Raw genomic sequence first — 21,016 nt, 5'->3', positions numbered from 1 at the left:
TATTGATGGATTCTACACTTTCTCATCTGCTTCCTGAGGTGATCAATATTGCACGAGCGTCTGGCCAGCTTATTTTCGATATTTATGAGAAAGGTGATTTTGAAGAATTTACTAAATCGGATGATACTCCGGTGACTAGTGCAGATTTAGCCGCTCATAAATTAATAATGGAAAAGCTATCTCAACTGACGCCAGATATTCCAATCTTGTCAGAAGAAGATGCGGATATCGCATTAGAGCAGCGTGCTCAGTGGGATCGTTATTGGTTAGTCGACCCATTAGATGGTACGCAAGAATTTATCGCTCGTAGTGGTGATTTTGCGACGATCATTGCGTTAGTGGAAAATAACCGCCCAGTAATGGGTGTTGTTTATGGTCCCGTTTCAGGTGTGACTTATTATGCTTATGAAGGCAAGGGTGCGTGGAAAATTCCAGATATGGATGAAAGTATCCGTATTAGCACTTTAAAGCATGAAGAAGAAAAGCAGCCAATCGCAATTGCTATCAGTCGTCGTCAAAACATTAACAATATTACGCGTTGTATGAGTCCAGAATGGAATTACGATTTAGTTCCTTTAGGTTCTGCGGCATTAAAAGCGTGTCTTGTGGCAGAAGGTGCAGTAGATTGCTATTTACGTTTAGGCCCTACGGGTGAGTGGGATACAGCAGCAACACAATGCATTGTTCAAGAAGCGGGGGGACGTATATTATCAACTGAGCTTGAGCCTCTTTCTTATAACGAAAGAGAGTCTTTAGAGAATCCAAATTTTATCGTATTAGGTGATGAAAATTTACCATGGAATAAAATTCTTACGTGTAAATAATCGATCTAATCTTGATAAATTGATCATTAAGATTGCTATAATTTGAGAACGCTACTCGAAAATATTCCTTTTTCAGAGTACAATCCTTAATCATACTAATTTAGTCGGGTATTACTTGTGTCTTCAATCAATATTACTGAAAGTGCCCAAGAGCATTTTGCAAAACTTCTAGCGCAACAGCCAGAAGGGACAAACATTCGTGTATTCGTGGTTAATCCAGGTACGCAAAACGCAGAGTGTGGCGTATCTTACTGTCCACCAGAAGCAATCGAAGCAAATGACACTGAGCTGAAATTTGAAAAATTATCAGCGTATGTTGATGAGTTAAGCTTACCTTTCCTTGAAGATGCTGACATCGATTATGTTACTGATAAAATGGGTTCTCAATTAACATTGAAAGCGCCAAACGCAAAAATGCGTAAAGTAAATGATGATGCACCTTTGTTTGAGCGTGTTGAATACGCAATTCAAACTCAAGTTAACCCACAGCTTGCTGGCCATGGTGGTCATGTTAGCCTGATGGAAATCACTGAAGCAGGCATTGCGATTGTTCAGTTTGGTGGTGGTTGTAATGGTTGTTCAATGGTAGATGTGACTTTAAAAGAAGGCATCGAAAAAGAACTACTAGTTCAATTTGAAGGTGAGCTGACAGCCGTTAAAGATTTAACCGAGCATGATCGTGGTGAGCACTCTTACTACTAAGAGTCTAATTAAATCAATGCATTAAAAAGGTGAGTGTGTACTCACCTTTTTTGTTTGCCCAGCAAAGCTGGCAAACCCGTCTGCTTGCAAGATAGCAGAGTCACCCCGACTAAGGGGAAGACAATCTGAATGGCAAGGGCGTCACTGGCTAACGGTGAGGTCTGAAGGAAGCCATAGGAAGTTAGATGTACACAACTAACCGTAACCTGTTTCGGCGGGATTGGTGGGTAAGCGTCCAAAATAGCGCGAAGCCCAATACTTAGTCAGACCAATTCTGTGCTTGAGGGTGGCATATCTAACAGGGAGTCAGTGCAATAACTGGGGAAGCCTGGCATCTAAACTTAATTGTCAGTAAGTGGCTTAGATTCAAGAAGAAACTCAAGATCTAATGCCGATGTGAGGTGGCAGATGAACCCGTAGTAGTGAGTAAGGCTAGGCCTGTGAAAGCCAGTGATGGTGTGGAGGACAAAACCAAGCCGACTATCAGTAATATATCTGATAGAGTCAATTTGAGCCAAAAGCACTTATTGATTGCGAAGGGGGGAAGTGATTTATAAATTACCTTAAAGTGACGTAATTTATGATGGGTTCACGAATTACCAAATAAGGTAAAGTCTCTATTTTAATGGCTAAGGGTGATACTAAAGCTGTGAATAGAACTGGGCACGGGGAGTAAGTGTTTCTCTTTACTAGAGGCATAGAGGCGGTTAAGCATATTGCGAATAAAAGGGCGTAGCCTTGCTAGAAAACTTAACGCGACAACGAAATAAACCTAACCAACATAAATAAAGTCAGCAGCAGGTGATGTGAGATAATAATTTGAGAGTACACTATAGCCTTTACGGGCGCATGCTATCACTGCAAGCGCTTTACGTGGCATACAAACAAGTGAGAAAGAATGGAGGCGCAGCTGGTATTGACGGGCAGCGTATCGATGATTTCACACAAAATTTGGAAGTAGAGCTCAGAAAACTATTACTTGAACTACAAGAAAAGCGCTATCAAGCGCGGCCCGTAAAACGAGTTGAGATCGCCAAAGACGATGGCGGTATCAGGTTATTGGGGATCCCCACAGTTCGAGACCGAATTGTTCAACAATGTTTAACGAATATAATGACTCCCATATTTGACCCAAACTTTCATCCATCCAGTTATGGATATCGGGTTGGGCGAAGCTGTCATCAAGCCATCAGCAAAGCTACACTCTTTATACGTAAATATAATAAGCGGCATGTTGTTGATATGGATCTGTCTAAATGCTTTGACATGCTTGACCACGATCTGATAATCAAGTTCGTGCGAAAGCGCATCGTGGATGGCAGTATCTTAGGCTTGCTCCGTCAATTTCTAAAAAGTGGAGTCATGGTTGGTGAAAACTGGCAGAATAGTGTAATAGGCAGTCCACAAGGTGGGGTGATTAGTCCACTACTTGCTAATATCTACTTAGATGAATTCGATCAAGAAATGATGAGGCGTAAGCATCGAATAGTGCGATACGCGGATGACATTTTGATATTCTGCACCTCGAAAAAGGGTGCAGAGAATGCATTAAAAGTAGCTAGCCATATTTTAGAAGTAACGCTAAAACTTAAAGTGAATGAGCGGAAAACCCATATAGCACATAGCGATACAGGTATTAAATTCTTGGGAGTGGAAATTTTTACAAATTACACGGCAATTCAAGAAAAGAAGCTCAAAACATTAAAAGCGAAAGTAAGACAACTCACCAAGCGTAATGGAGGATTGAATTTAGCGAGAGTGCTAAAGTAACTGAATCCAGTTTGTAAACTACTTCAAAATAGCCAATATTACGAGCACACTGAAAAGCCTTGCGGCTTGGATAAGGCGGAGATTGCGAGCGGTACAAATGAGTTTGTGGAAGAAGCCGTGCAGATTGCATCGTCGTCTTAAGCAACTAAAGTACAAACCGCCATTTAAGTCCATAAAAATGGACTCATGGCGAAACAGTGCGAGTCCGTTAGCAAGCTATGCGATGCCTAATCAGTGGTTCAAAAATCTAGGCTTGTATTCAATAGACGAAGTTAAAACAGGTGTACTCGCTTCTTTTTATTAAGAAATAGTAAATTGCAGGAGCCGTATACGAGGTCCGTACGTACGGTTCTGTGAGAGGGATGAGGCAAAAGCCTCACCCTACTCGATGTCTCTGCTATTTAGATAATACTCTTTTACTTACGCATTGGAGTAAATATCTCGTTCTCCTAACCAACGTAAAATTATGGCTTTGGCATTACTAGGGTAATTATCGTGTAAGTGACGAGCGATACGTTGCACTTCAGGAATTAAATGTTGGTCGCGCACTAAATCTGCAATTTTAAAATCAGCCAGTCCTGTCTGTTTTGTTCCCAGTAATTCTCCCGGTCCTCGGATTTCTAAATCTCTTTGAGCAATTACAAAACCATCGTTACTTTCGCGCAGAACGCTTAAGCGCTTTTGAGCTGTTTTCGATAATGGGGAGTGATATAACAAAACACAATGGCTTGCAACTGAGCCTCGGCCCACTCGGCCACGTAATTGGTGTAATTGTGCTAAACCTAAACGTTCAGGATTCTCTATGATCATTAAGCTAGAATTTGGTACGTCAACGCCCACTTCAATAACCGTAGTAGCCACTAACAAGTGAAGCTTTCCTTCTTTAAATTCTTGCATGATTTGCTGTTTTTCTTTTGATTTCATTCGACCATGAACTAAACCAATATTCAACTCAGGCAGCTGTAAGCGTAATGCGTCAGCAGTATCTGAAGCCGCTTGTGCTTCAAGAACTTCAGAATCATCGATTAGAGTACAAACCCAGTACGCTTGTCGCCCATCGTTCATACAGGCATTTCTGACTTTATTGACGATTTCATCGCGTCTTGTGTCTGGTAAAGCGATGGTTTTAATTGGCGTTCGTCCTGGTGGAAGTTCATCAATAACGGAAGTTTCTAGGTCAGCATAGGCTGTCATTGCTAAGGTTCTTGGAATAGGGGTTGCAGTCATGATTAATTGATGTGGGTAAGCGCCATCTTTCTCGCCTTTCTCTCGTAGCTCTAAGCGTTGATCTACCCCAAAGCGATGTTGTTCATCAATAATGACTAAAGCAAGATGATGAAACTCAACGTGCTGTTGAAAGAGTGCGTGAGTGCCCACTATCATTTTCGCTTCACCATTGGCAATGCGAGCCAATTCTTTTTCTTTTGCTTTACCTGTCAGTTTGCCAGCTAACCAGCCAACGGGAATGCCCATGCTTTCAAACCAATTACCAAAGTTTACTGCGTGCTGCTCTGCTAATAATTCTGTGGGTGCCATTAAGACGACTTGATAGCCATGTTCAATCGCTTGTACGGCTGCTAGTGCGGCAACTAAGGTTTTACCTGAACCAACATCTCCCTGAACCAATCGCATCATTGGGTGTGGTTTTGCTAAGTCTTGCTCTATTTCCGCTACAACACGTTGTTGAGCTCCTGTTGGAGTAAAAGGTAATTGAGCTAATAGTTTGTGTTTTAAATCTGCCACTGTTGCTAATGGTAAGGCATTTTCTTGTTGGCCTTTACTACGAACTGAAAGCATCGAAAGGTTTTGAGCCAATAACTCTTCCATAATTAAACGTTGTTGTGCAGGGTGTTTTCCTTCATCAAATGCATCAAGGTTAATTGAAGGATCTGGGCGATGAATAATATGCAAAGCTTGGTTGAGTGTAATTTGGTTGTTGTACAAACCTTGAGGTAATAACTCAGTAACGGCAGCTTTATCTAGTAATTCCAATGCTTGGTCGGTCAAACTACGTAGCGTGTTTTGACGTAAACCATCTGTGGTTGGATAGACTGGTGTTAACGTGGCTTCTATATCTAAAGATTTAGAAGGGGTGTGGAATTGATATTCGGGATGAACGATCTCTAAGCCATTTCCGCCACGTTTAATTTCACCATAGGCATGAACCACTTTTCCTTCGCTGAAACTATTTTTCATTCCAGCATTAAAATTAAAAAAGCGTAAGGTAATGGTTCCGTTGCCGTCGCTTATTTTGACTAACAGCATTTTCCGTTTACCAAATTGCATATCGCAGGACATCACTTTACCTTGAACGGCAGCAAATAAACCAGAATGAACTCGTGCCATTGGATAAACACGAGTTCTGTCTTCATAACGAAGAGGAAGGTGGAAAAGGAGATCTTGAATAGTGACCAACCCAATTTTTTCGAGCTTCTCTGCTACTTTGGCTCCAACACCAGAAAGGGAGGTTAATGGAATAGCAGAAAGCATTGCGTTGGTCATAGTGAATTTCCTAGAGTTAATCTCGCTTTAAAGCAAAGTGATGAAATTTTCGCCCTTGATAGGTCATTATACCTTTATCTCCAGGATTTAAAGCATGAAAATAATGAACGCCGATTTCAAATTCTCTTTTTGGTCCGAATTTACCTTTTTGTACGAATATCCAAAACTCTTGGTTTTCTTCTCCGGGTTGTGTATCTGGGATTTCGACTATTTGCTTATCTAGAATCGTTACCTCTGCTTTCATCTCGGGAGCGTTATCACCCAAAATAAATTTAGTTTGAAAGCGCTGGAATAATATCGCAGCAACCAAAATAAATACGAGCAAAAGAATAATATAAGTAACTGGCATGATTTTCCTTAAACTTGCGAGTATGTACGTAGTGGGTTGAGAGTGAGGGATAACGCTAAAAAGTCCTCGTCTTTTATTGCTCATCATTCTAACTTTTCTTTATCGATAGATAAGGAGTATTTGTTCAGTTTGTGCGGGTTTTCAGATTATTTTATCGATATTGTTTTGAGATCAAAAAAATCAAGTGTGAACTGGGATCTGGCTCGAATACTATTGACTCATTATCTCCTATCCTTTTATCTAGAAACTTAAAGCAATCTTAAGGATCAGTAAGAGAAATCGATGCGAGAGTGGTATAAAGTAGAAAAGAGACATTCAGAAAAAGATTAGGAGAGTGATATGTCTGATATTGATCTTGTTGTAAAACAAAGTCGAAAAATTGAATCTTTATTAAAGACACATTATCACGCAGAAGGAAAAGGACTTCATCAACTTATCACCAGTTGTGAGGAGCGTTTACCGCATGGAGTGATCGGGACATTACGCTTTATTGCAACTATGAGGAATAAGGTAGTGCATGAAGAAGGGTATAGGTTGGAAGATAAATCGAGTTTCAAAGCAACATGCAATGAAATGAACGATATTTTAACACCAAGAGCAAGCCGTTTTTTATGGAAACTGGTTGGAGGGATTGTTTTGATTTCAACTTTGATATCTGTTGCTATCTATTTGATTCATTGGGATAACATTGTAAATTTATTTTAGACTTAAATTTTAAATATAAAAAAACGGACGCAAATGCGTCCGTTTTTTTATAGAAACTTATTTGAATGTATATTAGTACATCATTGGCAGAGTCATTAGTCCAACAACTACTGCGATCATCATAAGTCCTTGTTTTTGCGATGAAGTAATCATTACTATGCTCCTTTAATGTCTTCAATCATTGCTTGATAAATAGAATAACATCGTTTTTGGTTGTTGATCAAGTGTGTAATGCTCAAAAGCTTAAAAAAATAACTTTTCTATGACAAAAGTAGCAGTCTGCTTGTTGGTTAAGGTGTGTTTTTGTCTGTTGGTATTGTGGTTTATTCTGTGTTTTTTGTGTTAAATAAATATAAGCTATTGATTTTAATGTGCTTATATGGCTTTTTTATGGTTTAATAATTAAGCATATAGTTTGTTTGTGATTTTGCGCTTTAACCTTGCTATAGACTTCGACTTCTACTTTTCTGTTTTTCATAAACTATATATTTATCTCTTTGTTACTAGTAATTGTATTATTAACTCATATAAGGTCATTTTTTTTATCTAAGTAGTATATTTAGAAGTGAACTTTAATGACATTATTTTTATAAAATTAATATTTAAGGTTTTTATCTTATTGTTTTTTAATGTATTTATTTTTATTATCTTTCTTTGTGTTGCTGTTTGATAAAGCAGCAATTGTTTAACTACTTGTACTTTTGCTAAGTTGGTACTATTAGAGTGATTAATTAGCTCTTATTCTGAGGCTTATATGAAGTGTTTAAATGAATGAGATTGATCATAAAGGGAGGGTAATTCTTTTGTTATGCTATCAACTTCGTTTTTTAAAGAAGAATAAAGTATGAAACAAGATATCCATGGTCATGTCGTTCTAAATCTCTTATTGGACGTTCCTGAGCCTCTTTCTCGTTTAGCCCTAGAAGAGAAGATAGAAACAGAGTTTGGTAGTGATGTGTGTTTTCATACTTGCAGTCAGCAAGATTTAAGCTTAAACGAATTACTTGAGTTTCTTTTATCTAAAAGAAAGATCGTAGAAGTTGGTGCGGGTTTAACAGCAAACCCTGACCGTATGTGCAATCATTAATTTGCATACAAAAAAGGCCGCACTGATGCGGCCTTTTTTGTTTGCCCAGCAAAGCTGGCAAACCCGTCTGCTTGCAAGATAGCAGAGTCACCCCGACTAAGGGGAAGACAATCTGAATGGCAAGGGCGTCACTGGCCAACGGTGGGGTCTGAAGGAAGCCATAGGAAGTTAGATGTACACAACTAACCGTAACCTGTTTCGGCGGGATTGGTGGGTAAGCGTCCAAAATAGCGCGAAGCCCAATACTTAGTCAGACCAATTCTGTGCTTGAGGGTGGCATATCTAACAGGGAGTCAGTGCAATAACTGGGGAAGCCTGGCATCTAAACTTAATTGTCAGTAAGTGGCTTAGATTCAAGAAGAAACTCAAGATCTAATGCCGATGTGAGGTGGCAGATGAACCCGTAGTAGTGAGTAAGGCTAGGCCTGTGAAAGCCAGTGATGGTGTGGAGGACAAAACCAAGCCGACTATCAGTAATATATCTGATAGAGTCAATTTGAGCCAAAAGCACTTATTGATTGCGAAGGGGGGAAGTGATTTATAAATTACCTTAAAGTGACGTAATTTATGATGGGTTCACGAATTACCAAATAAGGTAAAGTCTCTATTTTAATGGCTAAGGGTGATACTAAAGCTGTGAATAGAACTGGGCACGGGGAGTAAGTGTTTCTCTTTACTAGAGGCATAGAGGCGGTTAAGCATATTGCGAATAAAAGGGCGTAGCCTTGCTAGAAAACTTAACGCGACAACGAAATAAACCTAACCAACATAAATAAAGTCAGCAGCAGGTGATGTGAGATAATAATTTGAGAGTACACTATAGCCTTTACGGGCGCATGCTATCACTGCAAGCGCTTTACGTGGCATACAAACAAGTGAGAAAGAATGGAGGCGCAGCTGGTATTGACGGGCAGCGTATCGATGATTTCACACAAAATTTGGAAGTAGAGCTCAGAAAACTATTACTTGAACTACAAGAAAAGCGCTATCAAGCGCGGCCCGTAAAACGAGTTGAGATCGCCAAAGACGATGGCGGTATCAGGTTATTGGGGATCCCCACAGTTCGAGACCGAATTGTTCAACAATGTTTAACGAATATAATGACTCCCATATTTGACCCAAACTTTCATCCATCCAGTTATGGATATCGGGTTGGGCGAAGCTGTCATCAAGCCATCAGCAAAGCTACACTCTTTATACGTAAATATAATAAGCGGCATGTTGTTGATATGGATCTGTCTAAATGCTTTGACATGCTTGACCACGATCTGATAATCAAGTTCGTGCGAAAGCGCATCGTGGATGGCAGTATCTTAGGCTTGATCCGTCAATTTCTAAAAAGTGGAGTCATGGTTGGTGAAAACTGGCAGAATAGTGTAATAGGCAGTCCACAAGGTGGGGTGATTAGTCCACTACTTGCTAATATCTACTTAGATGAATTCGATCAAGAAATGATGAGGCGTAAGCATCGAATAGTGCGATACGCGGATGACATTTTGATATTCTGCACCTCGAAAAAGGGTGCAGAGAATGCATTAAAAGTAGCTAGCCATATTTTAGAAGTAACGCTAAAACTTAAAGTGAATGAGCGGAAAACCCATATAGCACATAGCGATACAGGTATTAAATTCTTGGGAGTGGAAATTTTTACAAATTACACGGCAATTCAAGAAAAGAAGCTCAAAACATTAAAAGCGAAAGTAAGACAACTCACCAAGCGTAATGGAGGATTGAATTTAGCGAGAGTGCTAAAGCAACTGAATCCAGTGCTCAGAGGGTTTGTAAACTACTTCAAAATAGCCAATATTACGAGCACACTGAAAAGCCTTGCGGCTTGGATAAGGCGGAGATTGCGAGCGGTACAAATGAGTTTGTGGAAGAAGCGGTGCAGATTGCATCGTCGTCTTAAGCAACTAAAGTACAAACCGCCATTTAAGTCCATAAAAATGGACTCATGGCGAAACAGTGCGAGTCCGTTAGCAAGCTATGCGATGCCTAATCAGTGGTTCAAAAATCTAGGCTTGTATTCAATAGACGAAGTTAAAACAGGTGTACTCGCTTCTTTTTATTAAGAAATAGTAAATTGCAGGAGCCGTATACGAGGTCCGTACGTACGGTTCTGTGAGAGGGATGAGGCAAAAGCCTCACCCTACTCGATGTAAGCGATGATCAGAACTGATTATTCTATATTCTGAATTTGCTCGCGCATTTGTTCGATAAGTACTTTTAACTCAACACCCGATGCTGTGATGTCTGTGCTAATAGATTTAGACGCTAGCGTATTCGCTTCACGGTTAAATTCTTGCATCATGAAATCAAGTTTACGGCCACAAGCGCCGCCTTTTTTCATTACATTAGTGGTTTCTTTTACGTGTGAATCTAAACGGTCTAATTCTTCAGCTACGTCAGATTTTTGAGCAAGAAGAATAAGCTCTTGTTCAACACGAGAAGAATCTAATTCAATTTTCGCATCTTCAAATTTAGTTAGCAGACGGTTACGTTGCCATTCTAGAATCTCAGGCATACGAGCGCGAACTTTTGCTGCTTCTTCTGTGATCGCATCTAAACGCTGAACGATCAGTGCTTTCATGTTTTCGCCTTCGCTCGCACGTGCTTCAACAAAATCATTCACAGCCAGTTCAAATTCCGCCAATAATTCTTTATTGATAGAGTCGAAATCTTGTTCAGGCGCTTCCATCACACCTTGCCATTGAAGAACTTGGAAAGGGTTAATACCGCCTTCGCCAGATTCAGTTTTTACCCACTGTGCCGCTTTAATTACTTGGCGAGCAAGGTCTTCATTGATTCTTAATTCGCTATTTGCTGCGTTGTTTGCTTCAAAACGTAAGTGACATTCCACTTTACCGCGAGCAAGACGCTTACGAAAACGCTCACGTAATACAGGTTCTAAACCACGGAATTGTTCTGGCATGCGGAAATACGTTTCTAAATAGCGTTGGTTTACTGAGCGGATTTCCCACACAGCCGTTCCCCAATCGCCTTTTACTTCACGGCGTGCGTAAGCTGTCATACTGTAGATCATGTAAGCGTCCTCAAATCATCAATAGGAAGGATGATGAATAAAATATTGGGCATACTATAGCAGATAAGCGCTTTAGGAAGTAAGTAGAGTCGATGAAAGAAACGGCGCTATGCTTTATTATGGGAGTTCGGTATAATCGCCGACAATTTGTCATAATTAAGGTATCTGCCATGCGTCCTAGCGGAAGAACAGCTCAGCAAGTCCGTCCAATTACTCTTACTCGTAACTTTACTGCACACGCAGAAGGTTCTGTATTAGTTGAATTTGGTAATACAAAAGTAATTTGTACTGCAAGTGTTGAAGAAAATGTTCCTCGCTGGTTAAAAGGCAAAGGTAAAGGTTGGGTAACGGCTGAATACGGCATGTTACCTCGCGCGACGCACACTCGTAACCGTCGTGAAGCGGCAAGTGGCAAGCAAGGTGGTCGTACGATGGAAATCCAACGTCTGATCGCTCGTAGCCTTCGTGCTGCTGTTGACCTAGAAGCATTAGGTGAGCAAATGATCACGGTCGATTGTGATGTTATCCAAGCGGATGGCGGTACACGTACTGCTTCTATCACTGGCGCAAGTGTTGCATTAGCAGACGCTATCAATCACATGATTGCATCGGGCAAGTTAAAGACGAACCCTATGAAAGGCCATGTTGCTGCAGTTTCTGTTGGTATCTACAACGGCGAAGCGATTTGTGACCTTGAGTATTTAGAAGACTCAGCCGCTGATACCGATATGAACGTCGTAATGATGGAAGACGGTAAGATGATTGAAGTGCAGGGCACGGCAGAAGAAGCGCCGTTCTCTCATCAAGAGTTGTTAGACATGCTGGCTCTGGCGCAACAGGGCATCAATGATATCATTGAGAAGCAGAAAGCGGCGTTGGCCGAATAATTGATTTTTATAGCTCCTGATTCAGGGGCTATTTTTTTATGTGTTTTAAGAGCTGAGTTCAGATCGGTCGCAAGCTCCCTTGCAGAGTTCAGGGGCGATCGTTGTTATTGCTGTGTTCACAATACTGTTCCTCCCCTTGTTCGCAAATGTGACTTGGTTTTCAATGCCAATATAAGGGGAGGCTAGGAGGGGTTGTAAATGATGAAGTTCGGTTTATCTGAATAACGTAAAAACAGCATAACCAACCCCCTCTAACTCCCCCTTGTATTAACTATGTTGATCTCATAGTAATAGTAATAAAAGGGGGAGAACTATTCTTTGTCGCTATGATAACAACATTCACCTCTGAACCCTGTAAGCGTAGCGACCTGAAACCTGCTCTTACCAATTTGAAAGTTATAAATTATTAACCAAAAAGAGAGAATGAAAATGAAAGCATACCAGCGTGAGTTTATTGAATTTGCCCTTGAGAAAGAAGTACTAAAATTTGGTGAGTTTACTTTAAAGTCAGGTCGCACAAGCCCATATTTTTTCAACGCTGGCTTATTTAATACCGGTCGTGATCTAGCGCGTCTAGGTCGTTTTTACGCGGCAGCATTGGCAGATTCAGGTATTGATTACGATGTATTATTCGGCCCAGCGTATAAAGGTATCCCAATCGCGACAACCACAGCGGTAGCGTTAGCGGATCACCATGATACAGACAAGCCATACTGCTTTAACCGTAAAGAAGCAAAAGATCACGGTGAAGGTGGCAACCTAGTGGGTAGCGCACTTGAAGGTCGTATCATGTTAGTGGATGACGTGATTACAGCAGGTACTGCAATCCGTGAATCAATGGAAATTATCCAAGCAAACGGTGCTGATCTTGCTGGTGTTCTTGTGGCAATCGATCGCCAAGAAAAAGGCAAGGGTGAGTTATCTGCGATTCAAGAAGTTGAACGTGATTTTGGCTGTTCAATTATCTCAATCGTAAGCTTAACTGACCTGATTTCTTTCTTAGAAGAAAAAGGCGGTAACGCAGAGCAACTTGAAGCGGTAAAAGCGTACCGTGCTGAGTTTGGTATCTAACTGTAGATTCAAACAAATGTGTTAATAGCGTTTTTTAAGTAAAGAACGATAAGTGGTTGGCTTTGGCTCAGCCACTTTTTTTGTTTCTAGGGCTGGCGTTTGTGGTGGCGTCATATCGACATTAAGCCATTGTTTCATCTTCTGCCAAAGTTCTTTATCTAATTCAGGATGGTTAATCAAAAAACTGTTCTTTTCAGAAAACATATTTTGATACGCCTGACTCTCAGACATAGTACCTAATAGCGGGTACTTCATGTGTTGCAATACTTTATGAACAAACTCAGTGCCTTGTTTATCTTCTTTGCAGCGAGTAATAACAAATGCCAACTCAACTTTATTGTTTCTAAAAGCAGGCGATTTAATTAAGTCTTTAATAAACCCTAGCATAGAGTGGACATCAATCGGTGAGGGTTGAACTGGAAAGACGATTTTATCCACCATCGAGATATATTTTTCCATTTCAAATTGGCTGAAGTTAGAGGGAGAATCAATGACCGTAATTCTGGTGTCAGCCTCTAATCGTAAAGCCAGAGAGAAAGGAACATTAGAAGAGGGTAAGAACTTAGTTGTTCTCACTCCCTCTGTTTTACTGCCCCAGAAATGACTGGTTCCTTGAGGGTCAAGGTCAATAATTTCGGTTTTAATATTTTGATGGGCATAAAAAGACGCCATTGCAATTGCAAAGGTTGATTTTCCGGCACCACCTTTACGGTTGATGACAAGAACCTTTTTACATTGTGAACGTTTATAGCCGACTAACATATTTTACTCACTAATCTATCGTGCTCATAATTTTTATTAACTAAGTAGCCAATATGACATGTAAATCTATCCTAATACTTTATTTTATACGTAAAATTTGAATCTGTTACATAAAAAGTAACAATTTCACCTCTCACTTTTCATGAAATAGTTCTTCTTTTGCGCTCACTTATGAGTAAACTGAAATAAGACATATATTGAGGTTAAGCCCATGCAAGAAAACCATAAGATTTTAGTTGTTGATGATGATGCTCGTCTTCGTTCTTTATTGGAGCGTTATTTATCAGAGCAAGGCTTCCAAGTTCGTAGTGTGGCAAATAGCGAACAAATGGATCGCCTGTTGGCACGAGAAACGTTCCACCTAATGGTATTGGACTTAATGTTACCGGGCGAAGATGGATTATCTATTTGTCGTCGTTTGCGTAGTAATAATAATATGCTGCCAATTCTAATGCTGACAGCAAAAGGCGATGAGATTGATCGTATTGTTGGTTTAGAAGTAGGTGCAGATGATTACTTACCAAAACCATTTAACCCACGTGAACTGTTAGCGCGTATTCGTGCAGTTTTACGTCGTCAAGTTATTGAAGCGCCGGGAGCGCCAAGTGCTGAAGATAAAATGGTTGAGTTTGGCGAGTTCCGTTTAAACTTAGGTACGCGTGAAATGTTCCGCAACGAAGAGCCGATGCCACTAACATCTGGTGAGTTTGCAGTACTTAAATCATTGGTAACGAACATGCGAGAACCAATGTCGCGCGATAAGTTAATGAACATGGCTCGTGGTCGTGAATATTCAGCAATGGAACGCTCTATCGATGTTCAAATTTCTCGTCTTCGCCGTATGATTGAAGAAGATCCAAGCCGTCCTCGTTATATTCAAACGGTATGGGGATTAGGTTATGTGTTTGTTCCTGATGGGGCAGAAGCATAGGAATAAAGCAGAGTTTAGAACGGTCGCAAGCTCCCTTGCAGATTTCAGAGGCGATCGTTGTAATTGCAGCGTGTAAAATACAGTTCCTCCCCTTGTTCACTAATGCTACTTGGTAGTCATTGTTGATATAAGGGGAGGCTAGGAGGGGTTGTAAATAGTATAACCAACCCCCTCTAACTCCCCCTTGTATTGACTATATCGATCTCATGATTATAGTGAAAAAGGGGGAGAACCGTTCTTTGTCGTTGTGAGTATTGAGTTTGAAACTAGAGACTATACGCTGAGCTAACTAGACCGCTTAGCTCCTATAAGAGCAAAAAGCGAGGTCTCAGGGTTCAGGTTTCAGGAAGAGCAAAAAGAAACCGAACTCAGCTCTTGCTCTCTTCAAATTAACAACCACGAGAACTCCCATGAAAAGTACCTTCGCCAGAACACTATTACTCCTCGCATCACTTCTCATTGCTAGTCAAATATTTTCTTATCTTGCTGTGTTTAACTATGCACTATTACCAAGTTTACAGCAGTTTAATCGGATCTTAGCTTATGAGGTGCGCTTGATGCTGTCAGAAGACGTTACTTTGGATGATGGAGAAAATATTCATTTAGATCAGCCTTTACGTCGCCAATTATTAGAGCAATTAGGGGTGAGTATTCATTCTGAGAATGATCCTGAGTTAAGAGAATATTACCAAGCTAGCCCAATCGCTTTTCTGAGTGAAGAAATGACACAAGAGTTAGATTCACCCACTGAAGTTCGTTTAATTTTAGGTGCTGATAGCTATGTTTTATGGATGAAGAGTGACGCTATGCCTGAATATTATATGCGAATTCCTCTTTCTGAATTACAAGAAGAAGACTTTGCCCCCTTATTTAGAAACAGCTTAATCATAGCCTTACTTGTTATTCTTGGTGGCTGGGCATTTATACGAATTCAAAATAGACCGCTCATGGCGCTTCAAACTGCGGCTCGTAAAGTGGGTAAAGGTGAAATTCCTGACCCATTACCAGAAAGAGGGGCATCAGAGATTCAAGCAGTAACTCGAGCTTTTAACCAAATGTCCAAAGGTATTCAACAGCTAGAGCAAGACCGTGCTTTGTTAATGGCAGGGGTCAGTCATGATATTCGAACGCCATTAACTCGGATTCGTTTAGCGACAGAAATGATGTCACCTCAAGATGATTACCTAGCGGAAAGTATGATCAAAGACACAGAAGAGTGTAATGAGATCATCGGTCAATTTATGGATTATTTAAAGCCTGTTGCGAAACAAGACTTTATTGATGTTGATATTAATACCATTGTTAATGAAGTGATTTTATCTGAGGGTGGTTATGAACGAGAGATTAAAACCAACTTGGTGGATATACCAAAACCTATCCATGGTAATGGGATCGCGATAAAACGAGTTATTACTAATTTAGTCGTTAATGCGATTCGTTATGGTGGTGATTTAATCTCAGTAACGACAAGAGTATCTGCTGATCGTAAAACGGTATGGGTAATTATTGAAGACAATGGTCCCGGTATCGATGAAGCACAGCTAGAATCTGTCTTCGAACCTTTTACTCGTGGAGATACCGCCCGAGGAAGTGAAGGTACAGGATTAGGTTTAGCGATAGTTAAGCGTATTGTAACTCAGCATCAAGGTGAAGTGAACTTGTCGAACCGTCGAGAAGGTGGTTTGAAGGTTCAGGTTGAGTTGCCGTTGGGGAGATAGAGATTAAGAGTAGGGACGAGATTCGAGGACGCTTCGCTCGAGGGGCGAGGGGCGAGGGAGAGCAAAAGCAGGATCCAGGTTTCAGGAAAAGAACTCGAATTTAGAACGCTTTGCTTGCAGTGTGCGCAATACAGTTCCCTCCCTTTGATAAGGGGAGGGCTAGGGAGGGGTTATTGCGGTGAAGCTGGAGTTGAGTTCATAGCTAACTTAATTTATACGCTGTTAGTTCTTGACCCCCTCCCAGCCTCCCCCTTAGTAAGGGGGAGGAGCTAAAATCAAAAGCGAGTACACCTGAAGCCTAAAAACTCACCACATCAACCATGTCCGCTCTTATAGTCTCTAGTCAGCGCAGCGTATAGTTCCTAGTAAAAAATAAAAAGACCGTAGATAATAATCATCTGCGGTCTTTTTCGTTTTTACTCGTCCCTAGAGCGAAGCGAACTTGCTCCTAGTCCCTTTATTTAAACAACCACATCTTGTTTTGCTTCTTCTTTCACTTCTGCATACGGCAATACGATATTTAAGATAATCGCTGTCACACCACCTGCAGTTACCCCTGATGAGAAGATATTTTTAATCATCTCAGGCATGAACTGAAGGATTTCAGGTTTTTGTGCCAAGCCAAGTCCCATAGAGAAAGACATTGCCATGATTAGGATTGCACGACGATCTAGCTCAACACGAGAGATAATACGCACGCCTGCCGCCGCAATTGTACCGAACATCACAATCGTTGCCCCGCCAAGAACAGGTTCTGGAATAATTTGCACCATGCTTGCCACTCCAGGGAATAAACCAAGAATAACCAACATACCCGCAATGAAGTAACCAACATAACGGCTAGCAACACCAGTTAGCAAAATTACGCCGTTGTTTTGGCTAAACGTTGAATTAGGGAAGCTGTTAAATGCGGCTGCAATGGCTGAGTTTATGCCATCGGCTAATACGCCACCCTTAATACGCTTGATGTATACTGGTCCTTTTACTGGTTGGCCTGACACTTCAGACGTTGCAGTGATATCACCAATCGCTTCTAAAGCGGTGATTAAGAAAATTAGAACCAGAGGAATAAATAAAGACCAATCAAAACCTAAACCATATTGCATGGGAATTGGTAAAGCGATTAATGCAGCGTCGTGAGCCATATTGGTATTAAGCATCCCCATTGCCCATGCAGCGATTGTACCTACTGTCATCGCAATCACGATAGAAGCCATACGCAAGTAAGGGTTAGTAGAACGGTTAAGAACCACTATGATAAGTAATACCGTACCAGCCAACGCCAGTTTGTCTAAGCTACCAAATGTGCCTTCACCCATAGCGGAATAACCTCCCCCCATAGAAACTAAGCCTACTTGAATAAGCGTTAAACCTATTAAGGTAACGACAATGCCAGATACTAATGGAGTAATGATTTTTTGTGCGTATTCAAGGACGCGAGATAAGAAGATTTCAGCAGTCGAAGCAATCAAGATAGTACCGAAAATGGCAGCCATCATGGTTGGAATATCAGCACCGCCAGCTTTAAGCGCCAGACCTGCAGCAATGATAGGGCCTAAGAAATTAAAGCTTGTGCCTTGAACAGAAAGAAGGCCTGAGCCGATTGGGCCAAAGGTTTTGATTTGAATAAAAGAAGAAATACCAGAAGCGAACAGAGACATACTAATGATGGTATTAGTTTCTGCTGCTGGAACACCAAGTGTCTGACAAATGATCAGAGAGGGAGTAATAATCGCGACAAACATCGCCAATAAATGCTGAAGTGCAGCAAATAAAGTTTGCGGTAGCGGTGGACGTTCATCTAATTGATAAATCAGTTCAGATGGTTTTGTGGTGTTATTTTTAACGGTCATGGCCGATATTCCTAATTGTATAACGTTGTCTTCATGGTTCGCTGAATGGGAGCATGAAGTGAGAAGGCATCAATCTGTGATTGCTGTTAATCAGAACCTGTCTCTATTGGGGTTGATTGATTAAGATGAGTCTTTAATCAATTGGGACGGTATTCTATAGATAAAAAACAAGAAAGCAATCGTTTGCTAAGGTTTTTAAGAGCAGGGTGAAAGAAGAGGCGAGAATCGAGGAGGCTTCGCTCTAGGGGTGAGGAAGAGCAAAAAACGAGGATTCAGGTCTCAGGTTTCAGGAAGGGCAAGAGTAGGGTTCAGTTCGGTCGAGGGCTCCCTTGCAGGGTTCAGGGGTGATTGTTGTGATTGCAACTACAAAGAAGGTTCTCCCCCTTGAGTGATAAATTATTGAGATTGAAATAGTTAATAGAAGGGGGAGTTAGAGGGGGTTGTGATCCTATGTATTACCAACCCCTCCCAGCCTCCCCTTATATTAATCTTGGCTGCCAAGTAGCAATTTCGATAAAGGGGAGGAGCTAAAAGCCAGTACCTCTGAATTCTGCCAGCGAAGCGATCTGAACTCTGCTTTTGCTCTCCTCAAGCGAAGCGTCTCAAGGACGGAGTCCATCTTCAGCAACTTGTTGCGTCCTGCTCTTTACTTTTCCCTGTCCTACAAATCGCATAAATATCAATTCGCTCAACCCCTGCCTTCCTCAGCTCAATGCACAGCAGATTAATCGTTGCGCCGGTAGTCACCACATCATCCACAATGGCTACGTGTTTATCTGTAATTGGTTTCATGACTTTAAATGCACCAACAAGGTTAGATTGGCGGAAAGAACGAGATAGTCCTTGTTGAGGGCGAGTCGCTTTAATGCGTTTTAAGATTTTAGTCTCACATCGAACAGCGTGTTTTCTATGATTAAATTCTCTTTCTAATGTCCATCCTAAGTGATCGCTTTGGTTGTAAGAACGCCACCAAAAGCGTTTCCAATGTAAAGGAACTGGAAGAATGAGAGGGGCGGGATCTGGAATGTAATTACTGAGTAATACTCCTAAATCTTGAGCCAACCAAAATTGTTGAGCGTATTTAAGTTTGCCGACGTACTCCCTTAATGGTTCAGAATAATCACTGATACAAAATAAGCGGTCCCATTGTGGTGGGTGAATTAAGCAATCACCGCATACATCAGTTTCATGTTCGGTTTGTAAGCCACACTTTTTGCAGCGAGGAACCTTTAGGATTAAATCCAAACACGGCTGACACCAAATGGTATCGGATGGAGGCATAACTAAACTGCAGTAATCACAATGGCTCATACCTAAACTTTGTATTGACCTTCGAAGTAACCTGATGAACACTTAACCTCCCATGATTAATTAAATACGAATAGGCAGTGTAGATGACAGCTCCTCTTTATTGGCAAACAGAAGGTAAAGGTTCCGATCTGGTTCTCATTCACGGGTGGGGAATGAACGGAGCTGTGTGGCAGCCAATTGTCGAGCAATTACGTTCTCAATACCGAGTGCATACCGTTGATCTCTCCGGCCATGGGCACAGTGCAGAACTCGGCAGTGCTGATTTTAATAAAATGGTGCAGCAAGTATTAGCTCAAGCACCAGAGAAAGCGGCGTGGTTAGGTTGGTCTTTGGGCGGATTAATTGCGACTCAAGCAGCGTTACTTTCACCTGAGCGAGTGAGCCAGTTAATCACTGTGGCAAGTTCCCCCCGCTTTTCTGCTGAGAAAGGGTGGCGAGGAATTAAGCCTGTTGTTCTCTCTTTGTTTACTGAGCAATTAAAAGATGATTTTAAATTAACGGTTGAGCGCTTTATGGCCCTACAAGCAATGGGTAGTTCAAATGCGAAGCAGGATATCAAGCAAGTAAAGCAGGCTGTTTTTTCAAGACCTGCACCAAATCAAGACGCTTTAGCTACAGGTTTAACGATTCTGGCCGATATAGATTTACGAGAGCATTTATCTCAATTACCCATGCCGGTGTGCCGAATGTATGGTCGTTTAGATGGATTAGTGCCAATTAAAGTTGCTCATGATATGGATGAATTGATTCCACATTCAGTTAAAGTTATTTTTGATCAAGCCTCTCACGCTCCATTTATTTCACATAGCGATGAATTTATTACGGAATTACATCGTTTTTTAGCTCGATAAGATTAACTTTTAATTTAACTCGTTTAGTTTTTCGATAAGGAAACGTTTTATGATCTTTTCACCTAACAGTGTCAGCGTGCCGCTTATTGCACCCTCTGTTAATTTGCCAACAGAACAAGTAGCACGTGAAAATCGTGTTAAAAAGCCTGTTGTGCCAACGACAAAGATGAGCGAAACCACGTCTGAAAAAGCAATTAAAGGCGATGATAAACAGCATAAACGTGATTCGTGGGAACCATCAGATCATCCCGGTTATGATGTGATGGAAGAGAAAGAAGAATCCAAACCTCGTTTTGGAACCTTGTATGATATTGATGATGACTTGGCAAAGTTAGCCAGATTGTTGTCGTTAGATACTTACGCTCAGGGTGAGGGGACGGGCTACACCATGCGTTTTAATTTGCCAAAAGAGTTATTAGAAAAATTGGCAGAGATGGGAAGAATGGTTCGTCGTAGAAGTGTGATCAGTTTTCATTATGATAAAGCGGTAGTGCCGAATAATCCGTCAGATATATTGGCTGTGCTTTAAGGGCTTAAGAGCAGGGATGAGAGGCGAGGACGCTTTGCTCGAGAAACGAGAAGAAGCGGAGGGTTCAGGTTTCAGGAAGAGCAAAAGCAGAGTTCAGAGATGATCGCTGTAATTACAGCGA

Annotated in this window: 19 protein-coding genes and 1 pseudogene; 14 read left to right on the top strand and 6 right to left on the bottom strand. The window is 41.1% G+C overall.

The genetic code is table 11. From position 1 onward, the window contains the following. The first annotated feature begins 5 nt into the window (after positions 1–5). From cysQ to AC2IP4_RS13485, 5 genes and pseudogenes are all read left to right on the top strand, one after another. The gene (cysQ, locus tag AC2IP4_RS13505) at positions 6–824 is read left to right on the top strand and encodes a 3'(2'),5'-bisphosphate nucleotidase CysQ (protein ID WP_486310413.1); all 819 of its coding nucleotides are present in this window, start codon (positions 6–8) and stop codon (positions 822–824) included. Between the two features lie 117 nt (positions 825–941). Next, on the top strand, positions 942–1,526 hold the full coding sequence (nfuA, locus tag AC2IP4_RS13500) for a Fe-S biogenesis protein NfuA (protein WP_045103146.1): 585 nt from the start codon (positions 942–944) through the stop codon (positions 1,524–1,526). An 849-nt stretch (positions 1,527–2,375) separates the two neighbouring features. After that, a complete protein-coding gene (gene ltrA, locus AC2IP4_RS13495; RefSeq protein ID WP_486310412.1) occupies positions 2,376–3,296 on the top strand; it encodes a group II intron reverse transcriptase/maturase in 921 nt (306 codons plus the stop codon). A gap of 4 nt (positions 3,297–3,300) precedes the next feature. After that, positions 3,301–3,381: pseudogene (locus AC2IP4_RS13490) on the top strand (hypothetical protein); the annotation flags it as partial. A gap of 12 nt (positions 3,382–3,393) precedes the next feature. Then, positions 3,394–3,600 carry a hypothetical protein gene (locus AC2IP4_RS13485; RefSeq protein WP_486310411.1) on the top strand — a complete coding sequence of 69 codons (207 nt, stop codon included), beginning with the start codon at positions 3,394–3,396 and terminating at the stop codon, positions 3,598–3,600. A gap of 116 nt (positions 3,601–3,716) precedes the next feature. Here the strand turns inward: AC2IP4_RS13485 and recG are convergent, their stop codons facing one another. Next, positions 3,717–5,798: an ATP-dependent DNA helicase RecG gene (recG, locus tag AC2IP4_RS13480; protein WP_486310410.1), complete on the bottom strand. Its 2,082-nt coding sequence runs from the start codon at positions 5,796–5,798 to the stop codon at positions 3,717–3,719. A 16-nt stretch (positions 5,799–5,814) separates the two neighbouring features. Beyond that, positions 5,815–6,147, bottom strand: a complete 333-nt coding sequence (locus tag AC2IP4_RS13475; RefSeq protein WP_105056953.1) for a DUF2500 domain-containing protein — start codon at positions 6,145–6,147, stop codon at positions 5,815–5,817. 339 nt (positions 6,148–6,486) lie between these two features. Between AC2IP4_RS13475 and AC2IP4_RS13470 the strand changes: the two genes are divergently transcribed. From AC2IP4_RS13470 to ltrA (AC2IP4_RS13460), 3 genes are all read left to right on the top strand, one after another. After that, positions 6,487–6,852, top strand: a complete 366-nt coding sequence (locus AC2IP4_RS13470; protein ID WP_375321389.1) for a DUF4145 domain-containing protein — start codon at positions 6,487–6,489, stop codon at positions 6,850–6,852. 844 nt (positions 6,853–7,696) lie between these two features. Next, positions 7,697–7,939, top strand: a complete 243-nt coding sequence (locus AC2IP4_RS13465) for a YecH family metal-binding protein (protein ID WP_375321388.1) — start codon at positions 7,697–7,699, stop codon at positions 7,937–7,939. Positions 7,940–8,775: 836 nt separating this feature from the next. Continuing rightward, positions 8,776–10,011 carry a group II intron reverse transcriptase/maturase gene (ltrA, locus tag AC2IP4_RS13460; protein WP_486310409.1) on the top strand — a complete coding sequence of 412 codons (1,236 nt, stop codon included), beginning with the start codon at positions 8,776–8,778 and terminating at the stop codon, positions 10,009–10,011. 107 nt (positions 10,012–10,118) lie between these two features. Here ltrA (AC2IP4_RS13460) and AC2IP4_RS13455 read toward each other — a convergent pair whose 3' ends face one another. Then, entirely contained in the window at positions 10,119–10,982 is an 864-nt protein-coding gene (locus AC2IP4_RS13455; protein WP_375321533.1) for a YicC/YloC family endoribonuclease, read from the bottom strand. Between the two features lie 170 nt (positions 10,983–11,152). Between AC2IP4_RS13455 and rph the strand changes: the two genes are divergently transcribed. Both rph and pyrE read left to right on the top strand, forming a co-directional pair. Next, positions 11,153–11,869: a ribonuclease PH gene (rph, locus tag AC2IP4_RS13450; RefSeq protein ID WP_061004968.1), complete on the top strand. Its 717-nt coding sequence runs from the start codon at positions 11,153–11,155 to the stop codon at positions 11,867–11,869. Between the two features lie 429 nt (positions 11,870–12,298). Continuing rightward, entirely contained in the window at positions 12,299–12,940 is a 642-nt protein-coding gene (gene pyrE / locus AC2IP4_RS13445) for an orotate phosphoribosyltransferase (RefSeq protein ID WP_130045090.1), read from the top strand. Between the two features lie 21 nt (positions 12,941–12,961). Here the strand turns inward: pyrE and AC2IP4_RS13440 are convergent, their stop codons facing one another. Continuing rightward, positions 12,962–13,702: a ParA family protein gene (locus AC2IP4_RS13440; protein WP_486310408.1), complete on the bottom strand. Its 741-nt coding sequence runs from the start codon at positions 13,700–13,702 to the stop codon at positions 12,962–12,964. 211 nt (positions 13,703–13,913) lie between these two features. Here AC2IP4_RS13440 and ompR point away from each other — a divergent pair, with 211 nt between their 5' ends. Beyond that, positions 13,914–14,633: an osmolarity response regulator transcription factor OmpR gene (gene ompR, locus AC2IP4_RS13435; protein ID WP_105056699.1), complete on the top strand. Its 720-nt coding sequence runs from the start codon at positions 13,914–13,916 to the stop codon at positions 14,631–14,633. 410 nt (positions 14,634–15,043) lie between these two features. Then, entirely contained in the window at positions 15,044–16,351 is a 1,308-nt protein-coding gene (gene envZ, locus AC2IP4_RS13430) for a two-component system sensor histidine kinase EnvZ (protein WP_375321535.1), read from the top strand. A gap of 461 nt (positions 16,352–16,812) precedes the next feature. On the opposite strand, the gene AC2IP4_RS13425 is transcribed toward envZ, so the two are convergent. Together AC2IP4_RS13425 and AC2IP4_RS13420 are read right to left on the bottom strand one after the other, a co-directional pair. Next, positions 16,813–18,204: a uracil-xanthine permease family protein gene (locus AC2IP4_RS13425; protein ID WP_486310407.1), complete on the bottom strand. Its 1,392-nt coding sequence runs from the start codon at positions 18,202–18,204 to the stop codon at positions 16,813–16,815. A gap of 621 nt (positions 18,205–18,825) precedes the next feature. Next, positions 18,826–19,515, bottom strand: coding sequence for a ComF family protein (locus AC2IP4_RS13420; protein WP_486310406.1), 690 nt, complete (start codon positions 19,513–19,515; stop codon positions 18,826–18,828). A gap of 83 nt (positions 19,516–19,598) precedes the next feature. Between AC2IP4_RS13420 and bioH the strand changes: the two genes are divergently transcribed. Together bioH and AC2IP4_RS13410 are read left to right on the top strand one after the other, a co-directional pair. Further along, entirely contained in the window at positions 19,599–20,366 is a 768-nt protein-coding gene (bioH, locus tag AC2IP4_RS13415) for a pimeloyl-ACP methyl ester esterase BioH (RefSeq protein ID WP_375321538.1), read from the top strand. Positions 20,367–20,415: 49 nt separating this feature from the next. Continuing rightward, the gene (locus AC2IP4_RS13410) at positions 20,416–20,895 is read left to right on the top strand and encodes an ATP-dependent Lon protease (protein WP_375321539.1); all 480 of its coding nucleotides are present in this window, start codon (positions 20,416–20,418) and stop codon (positions 20,893–20,895) included. Positions 20,896–21,016: the final 121 nt, after the last annotated feature.

The organism is Aliivibrio thorii (assembly GCF_057368585.1).
Note: the sequence above shows the minus strand (reverse complement) of the source record. Positions and strands in the feature narration are given on the sequence as shown.